The organism is Pseudomonas sp. NPDC087615 (genome assembly GCF_044743445.1).
GTDB classification, from domain to species: Bacteria; Pseudomonadota; Gammaproteobacteria; order Pseudomonadales; family Pseudomonadaceae; genus Aquipseudomonas; species Aquipseudomonas baetica_A.
In genome coordinates this window covers 1-14,767 of the sequence record NZ_JBIUWM010000088.1, presented here as the reverse complement: position 1 = coordinate 14,767, position 14,767 = coordinate 1, and the positions used below count along the sequence as shown (strand labels likewise).

General features: G+C 60.2%; 13 protein-coding genes. All 13 read left to right on the top strand.

Features of this window, described 5'->3' with window-relative positions:
* On the top strand, window positions 1-1,401 hold a 1,401-nt coding region (gene leuC, locus ACIOU6_RS26460; protein ID WP_401139578.1), incomplete at its 5' end, for a 3-isopropylmalate dehydratase large subunit.
* A gap of 10 nt (window positions 1,402-1,411) precedes the next feature.
* Window positions 1,412-2,056, top strand: a complete 645-nt coding sequence (gene leuD / locus ACIOU6_RS26455) for a 3-isopropylmalate dehydratase small subunit (RefSeq protein ID WP_221733773.1) — start codon at window positions 1,412-1,414, stop codon at window positions 2,054-2,056.
* Between the two features lie 155 nt (window positions 2,057-2,211).
* Window positions 2,212-2,979 (top strand): class I SAM-dependent methyltransferase, encoded by a 768-nt coding sequence (locus ACIOU6_RS26450; RefSeq protein WP_401139575.1) that lies wholly within the window; start codon window positions 2,212-2,214, stop codon window positions 2,977-2,979.
* 55 nt (window positions 2,980-3,034) lie between these two features.
* Window positions 3,035-4,117, top strand: coding sequence for a 3-isopropylmalate dehydrogenase (gene leuB, locus ACIOU6_RS26445; RefSeq protein ID WP_221733775.1), 1,083 nt, complete (start codon window positions 3,035-3,037; stop codon window positions 4,115-4,117).
* Between the two features lie 66 nt (window positions 4,118-4,183).
* Window positions 4,184-5,296 carry an aspartate-semialdehyde dehydrogenase gene (gene asd / locus ACIOU6_RS26440; protein WP_401139572.1) on the top strand — a complete coding sequence of 371 codons (1,113 nt, stop codon included), beginning with the start codon at window positions 4,184-4,186 and terminating at the stop codon, window positions 5,294-5,296.
* 246 nt (window positions 5,297-5,542) lie between these two features.
* Window positions 5,543-6,553 carry an aspartate-semialdehyde dehydrogenase gene (locus ACIOU6_RS26435; protein ID WP_221733777.1) on the top strand — a complete coding sequence of 337 codons (1,011 nt, stop codon included), beginning with the start codon at window positions 5,543-5,545 and terminating at the stop codon, window positions 6,551-6,553.
* A gap of 208 nt (window positions 6,554-6,761) precedes the next feature.
* Window positions 6,762-9,413 carry a FimV/HubP family polar landmark protein gene (locus ACIOU6_RS26430; protein ID WP_221733778.1) on the top strand — a complete coding sequence of 884 codons (2,652 nt, stop codon included), beginning with the start codon at window positions 6,762-6,764 and terminating at the stop codon, window positions 9,411-9,413.
* A gap of 269 nt (window positions 9,414-9,682) precedes the next feature.
* Entirely contained in the window at window positions 9,683-10,507 is an 825-nt protein-coding gene (gene truA, locus ACIOU6_RS26425) for a tRNA pseudouridine(38-40) synthase TruA (RefSeq protein WP_221733787.1), read from the top strand.
* 64 nt (window positions 10,508-10,571) lie between these two features.
* Window positions 10,572-11,198 (top strand): phosphoribosylanthranilate isomerase, encoded by a 627-nt coding sequence (locus tag ACIOU6_RS26420; RefSeq protein WP_401139568.1) that lies wholly within the window; start codon window positions 10,572-10,574, stop codon window positions 11,196-11,198.
* Between the two features lie 200 nt (window positions 11,199-11,398).
* Window positions 11,399-12,319 (top strand): acetyl-CoA carboxylase, carboxyltransferase subunit beta, encoded by a 921-nt coding sequence (accD, locus tag ACIOU6_RS26415; protein WP_221733780.1) that lies wholly within the window; start codon window positions 11,399-11,401, stop codon window positions 12,317-12,319.
* Window positions 12,316-13,623, top strand: a complete 1,308-nt coding sequence (gene folC / locus ACIOU6_RS26410; protein WP_401139565.1) for a bifunctional tetrahydrofolate synthase/dihydrofolate synthase — start codon at window positions 12,316-12,318, stop codon at window positions 13,621-13,623. Before accD ends, folC begins: the two co-directional genes overlap by 4 nt.
* Entirely contained in the window at window positions 13,607-14,254 is a 648-nt protein-coding gene (locus ACIOU6_RS26405; RefSeq protein ID WP_401139563.1) for an SPOR domain-containing protein, read from the top strand. Before folC ends, ACIOU6_RS26405 begins: the two co-directional genes overlap by 17 nt.
* Window positions 14,255-14,352: 98 nt before the next feature.
* A partial coding sequence (locus ACIOU6_RS26400; protein WP_401139560.1) for a CvpA family protein occupies window positions 14,353-14,767 on the top strand: 415 nt, incomplete at its 3' end.

Sequence of the window (14,767 nt, the reverse complement as noted above, 5' to 3'; positions counted from 1 at the left end):
TACGACAAGCTCTGGGATTCGCATTTGGTCAAGCAGCGCGACGATGGCTCGGCGCTGATCTACATCGATCGTCACATCATTCACGAAGTGACTTCGCCGCAAGCCTTCGAAGGCCTGCGTCTGGCCGGGCGCAAGCCGTGGCGTATCGATGCCAACATCGCGACCCCGGACCACAACGTACCGACGACTCCGGAGCGCAAGGGCGGCATTGAAGCCATCGCCGACCAGGTCTCGCGTTTGCAGGTTCAGACCCTCGATGACAACTGTGATGAGTACGGCATCGTCGAGTTCAAGATGAATGACGTCCGCCAAGGCATCGTCCATGTGATCAGCCCGGAGCAGGGCGCGACCTTGCCGGGCATGACGGTTGTGTGCGGTGACTCACATACCTCGACCCACGGCGCATTCGGCGCATTGGCTCACGGTATCGGCACTTCCGAGGTCGAGCACGTGCTCGCCACCCAGTGCCTGGTCGCCAAGAAAATGAAAAACATGCTGGTGCGCGTCGAAGGCCAATTGCCGTTCGGCGTGACCGCCAAGGACATCGTCCTTGCCGTGATCGGCAAGATCGGCACCGCCGGCGGTAACGGCCATGCCATCGAATTTGCCGGCAGCGCGATCCGCGACTTGTCCGTCGAAGGCCGCATGACCATCTGCAACATGTCCATCGAGGCCGGCGCCCGCGTGGGTCTGGTGGCGGCGGATCAAAAGACGGTCGACTACGTCAAAGGTCGCCCATTCGCACCCAAAGGCGCGCAGTGGGACATGGCGGTTGAAGCCTGGAAAGAGCTGGTTTCCGACGCCGACGCCAAGTTCGACACCGTGGTTGAACTCGACGCTACGCAGATCAAGCCGCAAGTCAGTTGGGGAACTTCGCCGGAAATGGTCCTGGCCGTTGATCAGAACGTGCCTGACCCGGCCAAAGAAATGGATCTGGTCAAACGCGACTCGATTGTCCGGGCCTTGAAATACATGGGGTTGACTGCCAATCAGGCGATTACTGACATTCAGCTCGATCGCGTGTTCATTGGTTCCTGCACCAACTCGCGGATTGAAGACTTGCGCGCGGCGGCCGTGATCGCCAAGGGCCGTAAAGTCGCTTCGACCATCAAGCAAGCGATCGTGGTGCCGGGTTCGGGTCTGGTGAAAGCGCAGGCTGAATCCGAAGGTCTGGACAAGATTTTCCTCGAAGCCGGTTTTGAATGGCGTGAGCCGGGTTGCTCGATGTGCCTGGCAATGAACCCGGATCGTTTGGAGTCCGGCGAACATTGCGCCTCGACGTCCAACCGTAACTTCGAAGGCCGTCAAGGCGCCGGTGGCCGTACCCACCTCGTCAGCCCGGCCATGGCTGCTGCGGCAGCGGTGAACGGTCGTTTCATCGACGTTCGTGAATTGATTTAAGGAGCGCAGCATGAAAGCTTTCACCCAGCACACAGGTCTTGTCGCGCCCTTGGATCGTGCCAACGTCGACACCGATCAGATCATTCCGAAGCAGTTCTTGAAATCGATCAAACGCACCGGTTTCGGCCCTAACCTGTTCGACGAGTGGCGTTACCTGGATGTGGGGCAGCCGTATCAGGACAACTCCAAGCGCCCTCTGAACAAGGACTTCGTTCTCAACGCCGAGCGTTATCAAGGCGCCAGTGTATTGCTGGCCCGCGAGAACTTCGGTTGCGGTTCCAGCCGTGAGCACGCGCCGTGGGCGCTGGAAGAATACGGTTTTCGCAGCATCATCGCGCCGAGTTACGCCGACATCTTCTTCAACAACAGCTTCAAGAACGGCTTGCTGCCGATCATCTTGAGCGACGCTGAAGTCGACGAACTGTTCAAACAGGTCGAGGCCGAGCCGGGCTATCAATTGCAGGTCGATCTGCACGCGCAGACCGTGACCCGTCCGGATGGCAAGGTGTATAGCTTTGAGATCGATGCGTTCCGCAAGCATTGCCTGTTGAACGGTCTGGACGATATCGGTTTGACCTTGCAGGACGGTGATGCGATTGCGACGTTTGAGGCCAAGCATCGGGTTAGCCAGCCTTGGTTGTTCCGCGACGCGTGATTGATTCGAGATTGATGCAGTCAGGGCCGGCCTCTTCGGGAGCAAGCCCCCTCCCACAGGGTTGTTGTACAGGCCACAAATCCAGGGTGGGAGGGGGCTTGCTCCCGAAGGCGGCAGTCCAGGCAATACAAGGCTAAAACCAAAAGGAAGTCCCCATGACCAGCACCGCCCAGCACACTCAGGTCGTTCAAAAGCAATTCGGTGAACAGGCCGCCGCCTACCTGAGTAGCGCCGTTCACGCGCAAGGCACTGAGTTTGCACTGCTACAGGCTGAACTGGTCGGGGAGGGCGGGGCGCGGGTGCTGGACTTGGGTTGTGGTGCCGGTCATGTGAGTTTTCACGTCGCATCGCTGGTCAAGGACGTGGTCGCTTACGATCTGTCGCAGCAAATGCTCGATGTGGTCGCGGCCGCTGCCGTTGATCGCGGCCTGAGCAACATTGCCACGGTCAACGGCGCCGCTGAGCGGCTGCCGTTTGCCGATGGCGAGTTCGACTTCGTGTTCAGCCGTTATTCGGCGCATCACTGGAGCGATCTTGGCGCGGCCTTGCGCGAAGTGCGCCGGGTGCTGAAGCCGGGTGGCGTGGCGGCCTTTGTCGATGTGTTGTCACCGGGCAGTCCGCTGTTCGACACTTACCTGCAAAGCGTCGAAGTGCTGCGCGACACCAGTCATGTCCGCGATTATTCCGCCGGCGAGTGGTTGCGACAGGTCAGCGAAGCCGGGCTGCATACCCGCAGCACCACGCGGCAGCGTCTGCGGCTGGAGTACAGCAGTTGGGTTGAGCGCATGCGCACACCTGAAGTGATGCGCGCAGCGATCCGCCAGTTGCAGCAGTCGATGGGCAACGAAGTGCGCGAATATTTCGAGATTGCGGCCGATGGTTCGTTCAGCACAGATGTCATCGTGCTGATGGCCGAGAAATAAGAATTTTTCCGGGAGTGCCAGTAAACGGCGCACCGACTGAAGACATGAGGAAAGCATGAGCAAGCAGATTCTGATTCTCCCAGGTGATGGTATTGGTCCGGAAATCATGGCCGAAGCGGTCAAGGTGCTGGAGTTGGCCAACGAAAAGTACAACCTGGGCTTCGAGCTGAGCCATGACGTGATCGGTGGCGCCGCCATCGACAAACACGGCGTGCCGCTGGCCGACGAAACCCTCGACCGCGCCCGTGCCGCCGACGCCGTGCTGCTGGGCGCCGTCGGTGGCCCGAAATGGGACACCATTGAGCGTGACATCCGTCCTGAGCGCGGTCTGCTGAAAATCCGTGCGCAACTGGGCCTGTTCGGCAACCTGCGTCCGGCGATCCTCTATCCGCAGTTGGCCGACGCGTCGAGCCTGAAGCCGGAAATCGTTGCCGGTCTGGACATCCTGATCGTCCGTGAGTTGACTGGCGGCATCTACTTTGGCGCGCCTCGTGGCACCCGCACGCTGGAAAACGGCGAGCGTCAGGCCTACGACACTCTGCCGTACAGCGAAAGCGAAATCCGCCGCATCGCCCGCGTCGGTTTCGACATGGCCATGGTGCGCGGCAAGAAGCTGTGCTCGGTGGACAAGGCCAACGTGCTGGCGTCCAGCCAACTGTGGCGTGAAGTGGTCGAGCAGGTGGCCAAGGATTACCCGGAAGTCGAACTGAGCCACATGTACGTCGACAACGCCGCCATGCAATTGGTGCGTGCGCCGAAGCAGTTCGACGTGATTGTCACCGACAACCTGTTCGGCGACATCCTGTCCGACGAGGCGTCGATGCTCACCGGCTCTATCGGCATGTTGCCGTCGGCCTCGCTGGACTCCAACAACAAGGGCATGTACGAGCCTTGCCACGGTTCGGCCCCGGACATCGCAGGCAAAGGCATCGCCAACCCGTTGGCGACCATTCTGTCGGTGTCGATGATGCTGCGTTACAGCTTCAATCTGCATGATGCGGCCGATGCCATCGAAAACGCCGTCAGCGTCGTGCTCGATCAAGGGTTGCGCACCGGCGACATTTATTCGGCCGGTTGCACCAAAGTCGGTACGCAGGAAATGGGTGACGCAGTAGTCGCCGCGCTGCGGAATCTGTAATCTCTCCGGCCCGCTGCGAAATTCAATACAAAGCAGCGGCCCACTTTTCAAAAAGGTGTAGTTGCGATGAAACGTGTAGGTCTGATCGGTTGGCGCGGGATGGTCGGTTACGTGCTCATGCAGCGGATGCTGGAAGAGCAGGATTTCGATCTAATCGAGCCGGTGTTTTTCACCACGTCCAATGTCGGTGGCCAAGGCCCGTCTGTGGGCAAGGACATTGCTCCGCTCAAGGACGCTTACAGCATTGATGAGCTGAAGACCCTCGACGTGATTCTGACCTGCCAGGGCGGCGACTACACCAGCGAAGTGTTCCCGAAGCTGCGCGAAGCCGGTTGGCAGGGCTACTGGATCGACGCGGCTTCCAGCCTGCGTATGAACGATGACGCGGTCATCATTCTCGATCCGGTCAACCGCAAGGTCATCGACCAGCAACTGGATGCGGGCACCAAGAACTACATCGGCGGCAACTGCACCGTCAGCCTGATGCTCATGGGCCTGGGCGGCCTGTTTGAGGCAGGTCTGGTCGAGTGGATGAGCGCCATGACCTATCAGGCCGCTTCCGGTGCCGGCGCGCAGAACATGCGTGAGCTGATCAAGCAGATGGGCGCGACCCACGCTGCCGTTGCCGATCAACTGGCCGATCCGGCCAGCGCGATCCTCGACATCGACCGTCGTGTCGCCGAAGCCATGCGCAGCGACGCGTACCCGACCGAGAACTTCGGCGTACCGCTGGCCGGCAGCCTGATCCCGTGGATCGACAAGGAACTGCCGAACGGTCAGAGCCGCGAAGAGTGGAAGGCCCAGGCCGAAACCAACAAAATTCTCGGTCGCTTCAAGAGCCCGATCCCGGTCGACGGCATCTGCGTGCGCATCGGCGCCATGCGTTGCCACAGCCAGGCGCTGACCATCAAGCTGAACAAAGACGTGCCGATCGCCGACATCGAAGGGCTGATCAGCCAGCACAACCCTTGGGTCAAACTGGTACCAAACCAGCGCGAAATCAGCATGCAGGAGCTGAGCCCGACCAAGGTCACTGGCACCCTGAATGTTCCGGTCGGTCGTCTGCGCAAACTGAACATGGGTTCGCAGTTCCTCGGCGCCTTCACCGTCGGCGACCAACTGCTATGGGGCGCGGCTGAACCGCTGCGTCGCATGTTGCGGATCCTGCTGGAGCGTTGATCGCTTGAGACTGTGAAAGAACCCGTGCCTTGTGGGAGGTGCGGGTTTTTTTATGCCTGAAGTTTTTCGGGTGACTGTGCCGGCCTCTTCGCGAGCAAGCCCGCTCCCACATGGGAATGCATCTCACGTGTGGGGCGGGCTTGCTCGCGAAGGCGTCCGAACGGCCACTACAAATCCTGCAGAAATTGCCTGCATGGCGGTCACCCGGTAAAGTGCCGCTCCCCCCGTTTCGCCAGAGGCCGCACCATGACCCAGACCCTAGATATTGCCGTGATCGGCGCCACCGGTACTGTCGGCGAAACCCTCGTACAGATTCTCGAAGAGCGCGACTTCCCGGTCGGCAACCTGCACCTGCTCGCCAGCAGCGAGTCTGCCGGCAGCTCTGTGCTGTTCCGTAACAAGAATGTGCGCGTGCGCGAAGTCGATGAGTTCGATTTCAGCAAGGTCAAACTGGTGTTCTTCGCCGCCGGCCCGGCCATCACCCTGAGCTACGCTGCTCGCGCCCATGCCGCCGGTTGCTCGCTGATCGACCTGTCCGGCGCCTTGTCGGCCGATCAAGCGCCGCAAGTGGTGCCTGAAGCCAACGCCGATGTGCTTACCGGTTTGAAAGCGCCGTTTCAGGTCAGCAGCCCGAGTCCGTCGGCTACCACGCTCGCCGTGGTGCTGGCGCCGCTGCGTGATCTGATCGACCTGCAATACGTGAATGTCACTGCCAATCTGGCCGTTTCCGCCCAGGGGCGCGAAGCGGTCAGCGAGTTGGCGCGACAGACTGCCGAACTGCTGAACATGCGTCCGCTTGAGCCCACATTCTTTGACCGGCAGATGGCGTTCAACCTACTGGCTCAGGTCGGCACACCTGACGCAGCGGGCCATACGCTGCTGGAAAAACGTCTGGTGCGCGAGTTGCGTCAGGTGCTGGCCCAGCCTTTATTAAAGATTTCCGCAACTTGCGTTCAAGCCCCGGTGTTTTTTGGCGATAGCCTTAGCGTGACCTTGCAGTCAGCAAAGGCTGTCGACCTGGAAAAAATCAACGCTGCACTCGAAGATGCGCCGGGAATCGAGCTGGTTGAAGCCGGTGATTACCCGACAGCAGTCGGTGACGCGGTAGGGCAGGACGTTGTCTATGTCGGTCGCGTGCGCAGTGGTGTCGACGACCCGGCGGAACTTAATCTGTGGCTGACGTCAGATAACGTACGCAAAGGTGCAGCCCTTAACGCTGTGCAGGTGGCTGAATTGTTGATAAAAGACCTGCTGTAAAAGATACTTGGCAACAATTTGTCGACCGATTCTAGGTGAGCGCTATGCTTGCCCGAAGCGCTTGACGACGTGTCACCCTCCGGGACCTTCCGGGGCATCAATGAAATGATCGCGCGCGGCATCTGTCGTCGTCGCGCGCAATGCCTTACGGCAGCGGCAATCAACATCTTCTCGCTGGCCGAGGAACGTTCAAACAAAGGATGAGGCTATGGTTCAAGTTCGCAAACTGGTGTTAGCAATAGCGGCCGCCTCGGCGCTGTCCTCCGGTATGGCGCATGCCCTCGGGCTCGGGGAGCTGACCCTGAAGTCGACCCTGAACCAGCCGCTGGAGGCCGAGATCGAGTTGCTCGACGTCAAGGACCTCACCGCTGCCGAAGTGGTACCGAGCCTGGCTTCCCCTGAAGATTTCGCCAAGGCCGGCGTCGATCGTCAGGCCTTTCTAAACGATCTGATCTTTACCCCGGTACTCAACGCCAGCGGTAAAAGCGTACTGCGTGTGACGTCGAGCAAGCCGTTGTCGGAGCCGATGGTCAAATTCCTCGTGCAGGTGATGTGGCCCAATGGCCGCCTGCTGCGTGATTACAGCGTGCTGCTCGATCCGTCGAAGTTCTCGCCGCAGACCGCTGATGCCGCCGCGCAACCGGCGCCGTCGCAAACCATCACCGCGCCGACCACTGGCGCAACGCATCCAGCCCAGTACACCACTACGCCACGCGATACCCTGTGGGAAATCGCGGCGAAGGCGCGCAGCGGTGGTTCGGTGCAGCAGACCATGCTGGCGATTCAGGCGCTTAACCCGGACGCGTTCATTGGCGGCAACATCAACCTGCTGAAAACCGGTCAGGTGCTGCGCTTGCCGGACTCGGTGCAAAGCACTGCGCTGCCGCAGTCCAAGGCCATCGCTGAAGTTGCAGCGCAGAACGAAGCCTGGCGTCAGGGGCGTCGCTATGTGGCCAAGCCTGGCACGGGTCAGCAACAGCTTGATGCGACCAAACGTGGTCGCGCCAATACCGGTGCTGCGCCGAATGCCGAAGACAAACTGAGCCTTGTTTCAGCCGAAAGCGCGAAGGCGCGCGGTAAAGGCCCGGCAGGCGATGCCAAGGCCTTGAGCAATAAGCTCGCGGTCACTCAGGAAAGCCTCGACACGACTCGTCGTGACAATGAGGAACTGAAAAGCCGCATGGCTGATCTGCAAAGCCAACTGGACAAGCTGCAACGCTTGATCGAGCTCAAGAACAATCAACTGGCAAAAATGCAGGCCGAAGGACCTGGCGCTGCGCCAGCCGTGAATCCTGCTGTTGTACCGGTTCCGGCCATCACCGCCGAGTTGGCTGCTACGCCTGCGGCCACGCCAGCAGAAGCTGCATCGGCCTCTCCGACCCCGGAATCGGCTATTGCGCCGCCGGTTGATATGCCGGCAGAGACTCCGGTTGTCGAGCCGAAGCCGGCTGTCGATGACGAGAAGACATTCAACGAACTGCTGACCAATCCGGTCCTGCTGGGCCTGGTCGGTGGAGGTGCCGTCGTTCTACTGCTCTTGCTGCTGCTGTTGGCCCGTCGCCGCAAAGCCCAGCAAGAAGCCGATAAACATGTGCGCATGGCCCGTGCTCTGGCCGATGAGCAAGACTTCTCCGCCGAGCAGGATCTGCCGGAAAGCAGCTTCGAAGGTCTGGAAGTGCCTGCCGCGAGCGTCAAACTCAATACACCGGCTCCAGCGCCAACTCCAGCGCCAGTAGTGGCGCCTATCGTGATGGCCGAACCTATCGCCGCGCCACTGGTTGCGCCGGCAGCCGAGCGTTCCGACGATGTGCTGGACAAGGCTCAGTCGCACATCAGTGCCGGTCGCCTGAACCAGGCTGCTGCATTGCTGGAAGAGGGCGTCAGCCTCGAGCCGCAGCGCAGTGACCTGCGTCTGAAGTTGATGGAAGTCTACGGTCAGCAGGGCGACCGCGATGCGTTCGTGGGTCAGGAGCGTCAATTGGTGGCCAATGGCGACAACTTCGCCAAGGTTGAAGAGCTGAAAAGCCGCTTCCCGGCCATGGCGGTAGCGGCTACGGCCGGTCTGGCGGCTGCCGCTGTCGCCGCCGAACTGGATGCGCAATACGTCAAAGACTTGCTGCTGGATGAGCCGCAAGAGCCTGCGCCGGCACCTGTGGAAGATGATCTGGACAGCACGTTTGATCTGAGTCTGGATGACCTCGACAACATTACCCCGGTGGAGCCTGCGCCCGTCATTGAGCCGCAAGCGCCCGTTGAGCTCGACGAGTTCCCGTCAGACGACGACCTGAGTTTTGAGTCGGTGCTGCAACAGCAGACCGAAATCAAAGAGAACCTGGATGACCTGTCGGATTTCGATCTGGATCTGGATCTTGGTGCCGAGCCAGCCCCGTCCACGGCCGCATTGGCCGATGACGACTTCCTGCTGGATCTTGATGAAGGCGTGAAGGATCTGCCGCCGGTCGAGCCGCCGGTTGTTGCTGACGTGCCGCAGGATGATCTGGAGCTGCCAGCCGATTTCGATCTGTCACTGTCTGACGAGATGGATAGCAATCCAGCCGCTGAACCGGATGCGTTCGCTGCTGAACTCGATGACGTCAATGCCGAGCTGGATCGTCTTTCGCAGAGCATTGCCGAGCCAACGTTCACCGAAGCTGACGCGGCGCTGGGTGGGGATCTGGGCGAAGACGATTTCGACTTCCTCGCCGGCACCGACGAAGCAGCAACCAAGCTCGATCTGGCACAGGCTTACATCGACATGGGCGACAGCGACGGTGCGCGCGACATCCTCAATGAAGTATTGACCGAGGGTGACGAGAAGCAGCGCGGCGAAGCCAAGGAAATGCTGTCGAACCTGGTTTGATTCAGCCATTAGCGGTTAACAAAGCGGCAGCCCTTTGAGGCTGCCGTTTTTGTTTGGGTTGGATTCGGTGGTGTTTGATCGGCCGTCTTCGCAAGCAAGCCTGCCACAGTTGGAATGCATTTCAATCGTGTGCAGGCTTGCTCGCGAAGAGGCTGGGCCGGTCGGCAGAGAACTCACTGGCATCCCCGCTTCACAGCCTTATAATGCCCGCCTTTGCAAAAACAGCAGGCTGTCCCACCTTGGCAAACATAGATAACCCGGTCGCCGAAATGGCGCCCGACGGCTTTTACCGCATCGCGTTGGGCGTTGAATACAAAGGCTCGCGCTACAGTGGCTGGCAGCGTCAGTCCACCGGTGTGGCTACGGTGCAGGAAGCCCTCGAAAAAGCTTTGTCGAAAGTCGCCAACTCGCCGGTTTCGCTACAATGCGCCGGGCGTACCGACGCTGGCGTACATGCCTGTGGGCAGGTGGTGCATTTCGACACTCAAGTCGATCGCTCGCTGAAAGCCTGGGTCATGGGCGCCAACATCAATCTGCCCCACGACATCAGCGTCAGTTGGGCCAAGGTGATGCCGGCGCACTTTCATGCGCGGTTCAAAGCCATTGCCCGGCGTTATCGCTATGTGATCTACAACGATCAGATCCGTCCGGCGCATCTCAATGAAGAAATCACCTGGAATCACCGTCCGCTGGATGTCGAGCGCATGGCCGAGGCCGCGCAATACTTGATCGGCACCCATGATTTCAGCGCGTTCCGTGCAGGCCAGTGCCAGGCCAAGTCGCCAATCAAGAAGATGCATCACCTGCGCGTGACCCGTCACGGCAAGATGATCGTGCTCGATATCCGCGCCAATGCTTTCCTGCACCACATGGTGCGCAACATCGCTGGCGTGCTGATGACCATCGGCGCGGGCGAGCGCCCGGTTGAATGGATGAAGGAAGTGCTGGAAAGCCGCGAACGTCGTTCGGGGGGCGTGACGGCGCATCCGTATGGTCTGTATCTGGTGCAGGTCGAGTACCACGATGAGTTCCCGTTGCCCGAGCGTTTTGTCGGGCCGCATTTCCTGACGGGTTTCTCGGAACTTGACGGCTGACGCCCTCGAACGCTTTTGTTACCATCCGGGACTTTCCCGGATTTGCCTCGGAGTTTTTATCGACATGTCAGCCGTTCGCAGCAAGATTTGCGGGATTACCCGCATAGAAGACGCGTTGGCCGCTGTTGAGGCTGGGGCGGATGCGATCGGATTCGTGTTCTACGCCAAGAGCCCGCGCGCGGTGACCGTGCAGCAGGCGCGGGCGATCATCAAGGCATTGCCGCCGTTTGTGACCACTGTGGGCCTGTTCGTCAACGCCAGTCGCTGCGAGCTGGGGGAAATCCTCGATGCCGTGCCGTTGGATCTGTTGCAGTTCCATGGTGATGAAACGGCGGATGAGTGCGAAAGCTGGCATCGTCCTTACATCAAGGCATTACGGGTCAAGGCCGGTGACGACATTGCTGCCGCCTGCAACGCCTATCCTGCCGCCAGCGGCGTACTGCTCGACACCTATGTCGAGGGAGTGCCCGGCGGAACCGGCGAGGCGTTCGACTGGTCATTGATTCCTCAGGGTTTGAGCAAGCCGCTGATTCTGGCGGGCGGGTTGACCCCCGAGAACATTGCAGACGCCGTGGCACGGGTTCGGCCTTACGCTGTGGACGTCAGCGGTGGGGTAGAAGCGAGCAAAGGCATCAAGGATCATGCAAGGATTCGGGCGTTCATCAACGCGGTACGCAAAGCTCCATATTGATGTGACGGCTGGCAGTCTGCCGCCGTCCATCAATGCACTTGCACAAAGCAGGCGAGGCTGAGGGTTTTTGGGTTGTACGAAGGTCAGTATTGCTGGCCCGGCGCCCCACCAATCATCGCCACACACATGAATTTAGCTGAAGGGCATACGCGGGGCTGCGAACCAGAGCGTTCGGGCCGCCGGTACTGGAGAAAGAAAGCATGAGCAACTGGTTAGTAGACAAACTGATCCCTTCGATCATGCGCTCGGAGGTCAAGAAGAGCTCGGTGCCTGAAGGTCTGTGGCACAAATGCCCGTCCTGCGAGGCTGTGCTGTACCGTCCGGAGCTGGAAAAGACCCTGGACGTTTGCCCCAAGTGCAACCACCACATGCGCATCGGCGCACGGGCGCGCATCGACATCTTTCTCGATGCTGAAGGTCGCAATGAGTTGGGCGCCGATCTGGAGCCGGTTGACCGTCTGAAATTCCGCGACGGCAAGAAGTACAAGGATCGCCTGACCGGTGCGCAGAAGCAGACCGGTGAAAAAGACGCACTGATCTCCGTAAGCGGCACCCTGCTGGGTATGCCGGTGGTGGTTTCGGCGTTTGAATTCAGCTTCATGGGCGGTTCCATGGGCGCCATCGTCGGTGAGCGTTTCGTGCGTGCTGCCAACTACGCGCTGGAAAATCGTTGCCCGATGATCTGCTTCGCCGCCTCCGGCGGTGCGCGTATGCAGGAGGCGCTGATCTCTTTGATGCAGATGGCCAAGACTTCTGCTGTGCTGGCGCGTCTGCGTGAAGAAGGCATCCCGTTCATCTCCGTGCTGACCGATCCGGTCTACGGCGGCGTTTCAGCCAGTCTGGCCATGCTCGGCGACGTGATCGTTGGTGAGCCGAAAGCTCTGATCGGTTTCGCCGGCCCGCGCGTTATCGAGCAGACCGTGCGCGAAAAACTGCCGGAAGGCTTCCAGCGTAGCGAGTTCTTGCTGGAGCACGGTGCGATCGACATGATCATCCACCGTCAGGAACTGCGCCCACGTCTGGGTAACCTGCTGGCACAAATGACCGGCAAGCCGACGCCGGTGTTCGTCGCAGCGCCAATCGAGCCAATCGTGGTTCCGCCGGTGCCTGCCAACCTATGACCGAGCGCACCCTTGGCGAGTGGCTCGCCTACCTTGAGCAGTTGCATCCATCGGCCATCGACATGGGGCTGGAGCGTTCGCAACAGGTAGCGTCCCGCATGGGGCTGGGCCAGCCGGCGACTAGGGTGATTACGGTTACCGGCACTAACGGCAAGGGTTCGACCTGCGCTTTTGTGGCTTCTTTGCTACGGGCGCAGGGCCTGAGTGTTGGTGTCTACAATTCTCCGCACCTGCTGCGTTATAACGAGCGGGTGCAACTCAATGGCGTTGAAGCCACTGATTCGCAGTTGTGCGAGGCCTTTGCTGCCGTGGAGGCTGGGCGCGGCGACACTTCCCTGACTTACTTCGAAATGGGCACACTCGCGGCGTTCTGGCTGTTTCAGCAGGCCGGGCTTGACGCTGTGGTGCTTGAAGTCGGTCTGGGCGGGCGTCTGGATACGGTCAATGTGGTGGACGCCGATATCGCACTGGTGACCAGCATTGGCGTTGATCACGCCGATTACCTAGGTGATACACGCGAGTCTGTGGCCTTTGAGAAGGCCGGCATCTTCCGCCAGGGCAAGCCTGCCTTGTGTGGCGACCTGAATCCACCGCAACCGTTGCTCGACAAGGCCCGCGAACTGGTGTGCCCGTTCTTTCTGCGTGGGCGCGATTTTGACCTCGGTATCACTGATCAGCATTGGCAGTGGCGCGGGACTGACGCGCAGGGCTGTGTTGTCGAGTTGCACGATCTGCCACTGCTCGATCTGCCGATGGAAAACGCCGCGCTGGCGTTGCAGGCTTATCTATTGCTTGGTTTGCCGTGGAATGCGTCGCAGATCGCGACGGCCTTGCAGGCGACTCGTGTGGTTGGGCGTCTGGATCGTCGCGCGTTCGAGTGGAACGGCAAGCGCCTGAATCTGTTGCTGGATGTCGGTCACAATCCGCATGCGGCCGAGTATCTGGCTCGTCGTCTGGCTTCGCGGCCTCCGGTTGGCAAACGTCTGGCGGTATTCGGTTTGCTGGCGGACAAGGATCTGGATGGTGTTGTCGGCGAATTGAATGCTAGTGTCGAGCGCTGGGCTGTGGCGCCGCTCGATTCGCCGCGTGCTCGCCCGGTGAATGAATTACACGCGGCATTGCAGAACCTTGGCGCATCCGTCACGTCATACGGTAGTGTCGCCGCCGCTCTTGAAGGGCAGTGTGCAGTGGCCACAAGCGACGACGAGATTCTGTTGTTCGGATCATTTTATTGTGTCGCCGAGGCCCTTGAATGGCTGGCCCGGCGCTCCACGGAGGAAGCGGCAAATGGCTTTGCTGGATAAAGCGTACAAGCAACGCATGGTCGGTGCTCTGGTGTTGGTGGCGCTGGCGGTGATTTTCCTGCCGATGCTGTTTTCCCGTCAGGATGAGCAGCGCCAGGTCACGGTTGATGCGCCAGCTGCTCCGCAAGCGCCTGCCGTGCCGCAAGTGCAGTTGGAGCCGGTTGCCGTGCCTGAGCCGCAAGACTTGCCGCAAGAGCCTGTACCAAGTGATGAGGAGGTCGCCGATCAGGCGGCGCCTTCTGCGCCGATTGCACCGGCACCTGTGGCTTCGGCGCCAGTCGCCAAGCCGACTCCGGCACCCGTGGCCAAGCCGATTCCTGCGCCTTCTCAGCCTATTGCTGCAGCGCCGACCAAGCCTGACACTTCGCAGAGTCGCGTCGATGCCAATGGTCTGTCGGTGAGCTGGTCGGTGCAACTGGCTAGCCTGTCGAGCCGTGCCAATGCCGAAAGCCTGCAGAAAACCCTGCGCAGCCAGGGGTACAACGCCTACATCCGTTCTGCCGACGGCAAGAATCGGGTGTTCGTTGGGCCTCTGATCGAGCGCGCGGAAGCCGATCGTTTGCGTGATTTGTTGAGTCGCCAGCAGAACCTCAAGGGTTTTGTCGTGCGCTTCCAGCCTGAGCGCGGCTAAAAACTATCACGCTGATTGAAAAGCACTGACAATCGCAGCTTACCGACAGCCATGCGCTCTGCTAAAATGCGCCGCCTTATCCGTCTGTAGGCTGCACTGTGCCATTTACCTGGGTTGACTGGGCGATCGTTGCAATCATCGCCATCTCCGCTTTGATCAGTTTGAGCCGCGGCTTCGTCAAGGAAGCATTATCGCTGGTGACCTGGATCATCGCAGGAGCTGTCGCCTGGATGTTCGGTGGCTCACTGTCCGAGTACCTCGCCGGATACATCGAAACCCCATCAGCTCGCGTGATCGCGGGCTGTGCCATCATGTTTGTCGCCACACTCATCGTGGGCGCAATGATCAATTATCTTATCGGCGAGTTGGTTCGCGTCACCGGATTGTCCGGGACCGATCGATTCCTCGGCATGGCCTTCGGCGCTGCGCGTGGCGTGTTGCTGGTGGTCGTGGCGGTCGGGCTGTTGAGCCTGGGGCCGGTTCAGCAGGACGGGTGGTGGATAGAATCTCATG

What these genes read in the sequence shown, in the direction of transcription:
- leuD (WP_221733773.1), top strand. Translation starts at nt 1,412, where the DNA reads ATGAAAGCTTTCACCCAGCACACAGGTCTTGTCGCGCCCTTGGATCGT.
- ACIOU6_RS26450 (WP_401139575.1), top strand. Translation starts at nt 2,212, where the DNA reads ATGACCAGCACCGCCCAGCACACTCAGGTCGTTCAAAAGCAATTCGGT.
- leuB (WP_221733775.1), top strand. Translation starts at nt 3,035, where the DNA reads ATGAGCAAGCAGATTCTGATTCTCCCAGGTGATGGTATTGGTCCGGAA.
- asd (WP_401139572.1), top strand. Translation starts at nt 4,184, where the DNA reads ATGAAACGTGTAGGTCTGATCGGTTGGCGCGGGATGGTCGGTTACGTG.
- ACIOU6_RS26435 (WP_221733777.1), top strand. Translation starts at nt 5,543, where the DNA reads ATGACCCAGACCCTAGATATTGCCGTGATCGGCGCCACCGGTACTGTC.
- ACIOU6_RS26430 (WP_221733778.1), top strand. Translation starts at nt 6,762, where the DNA reads ATGGTTCAAGTTCGCAAACTGGTGTTAGCAATAGCGGCCGCCTCGGCG.
- truA (WP_221733787.1), top strand. Translation starts at nt 9,683, where the DNA reads ATGGCGCCCGACGGCTTTTACCGCATCGCGTTGGGCGTTGAATACAAA.
- ACIOU6_RS26420 (WP_401139568.1), top strand. Translation starts at nt 10,572, where the DNA reads ATGTCAGCCGTTCGCAGCAAGATTTGCGGGATTACCCGCATAGAAGAC.
- accD (WP_221733780.1), top strand. Translation starts at nt 11,399, where the DNA reads ATGAGCAACTGGTTAGTAGACAAACTGATCCCTTCGATCATGCGCTCG.
- folC (WP_401139565.1), top strand. Translation starts at nt 12,316, where the DNA reads ATGACCGAGCGCACCCTTGGCGAGTGGCTCGCCTACCTTGAGCAGTTG.
- ACIOU6_RS26405 (WP_401139563.1), top strand. Translation starts at nt 13,607, where the DNA reads ATGGCTTTGCTGGATAAAGCGTACAAGCAACGCATGGTCGGTGCTCTG.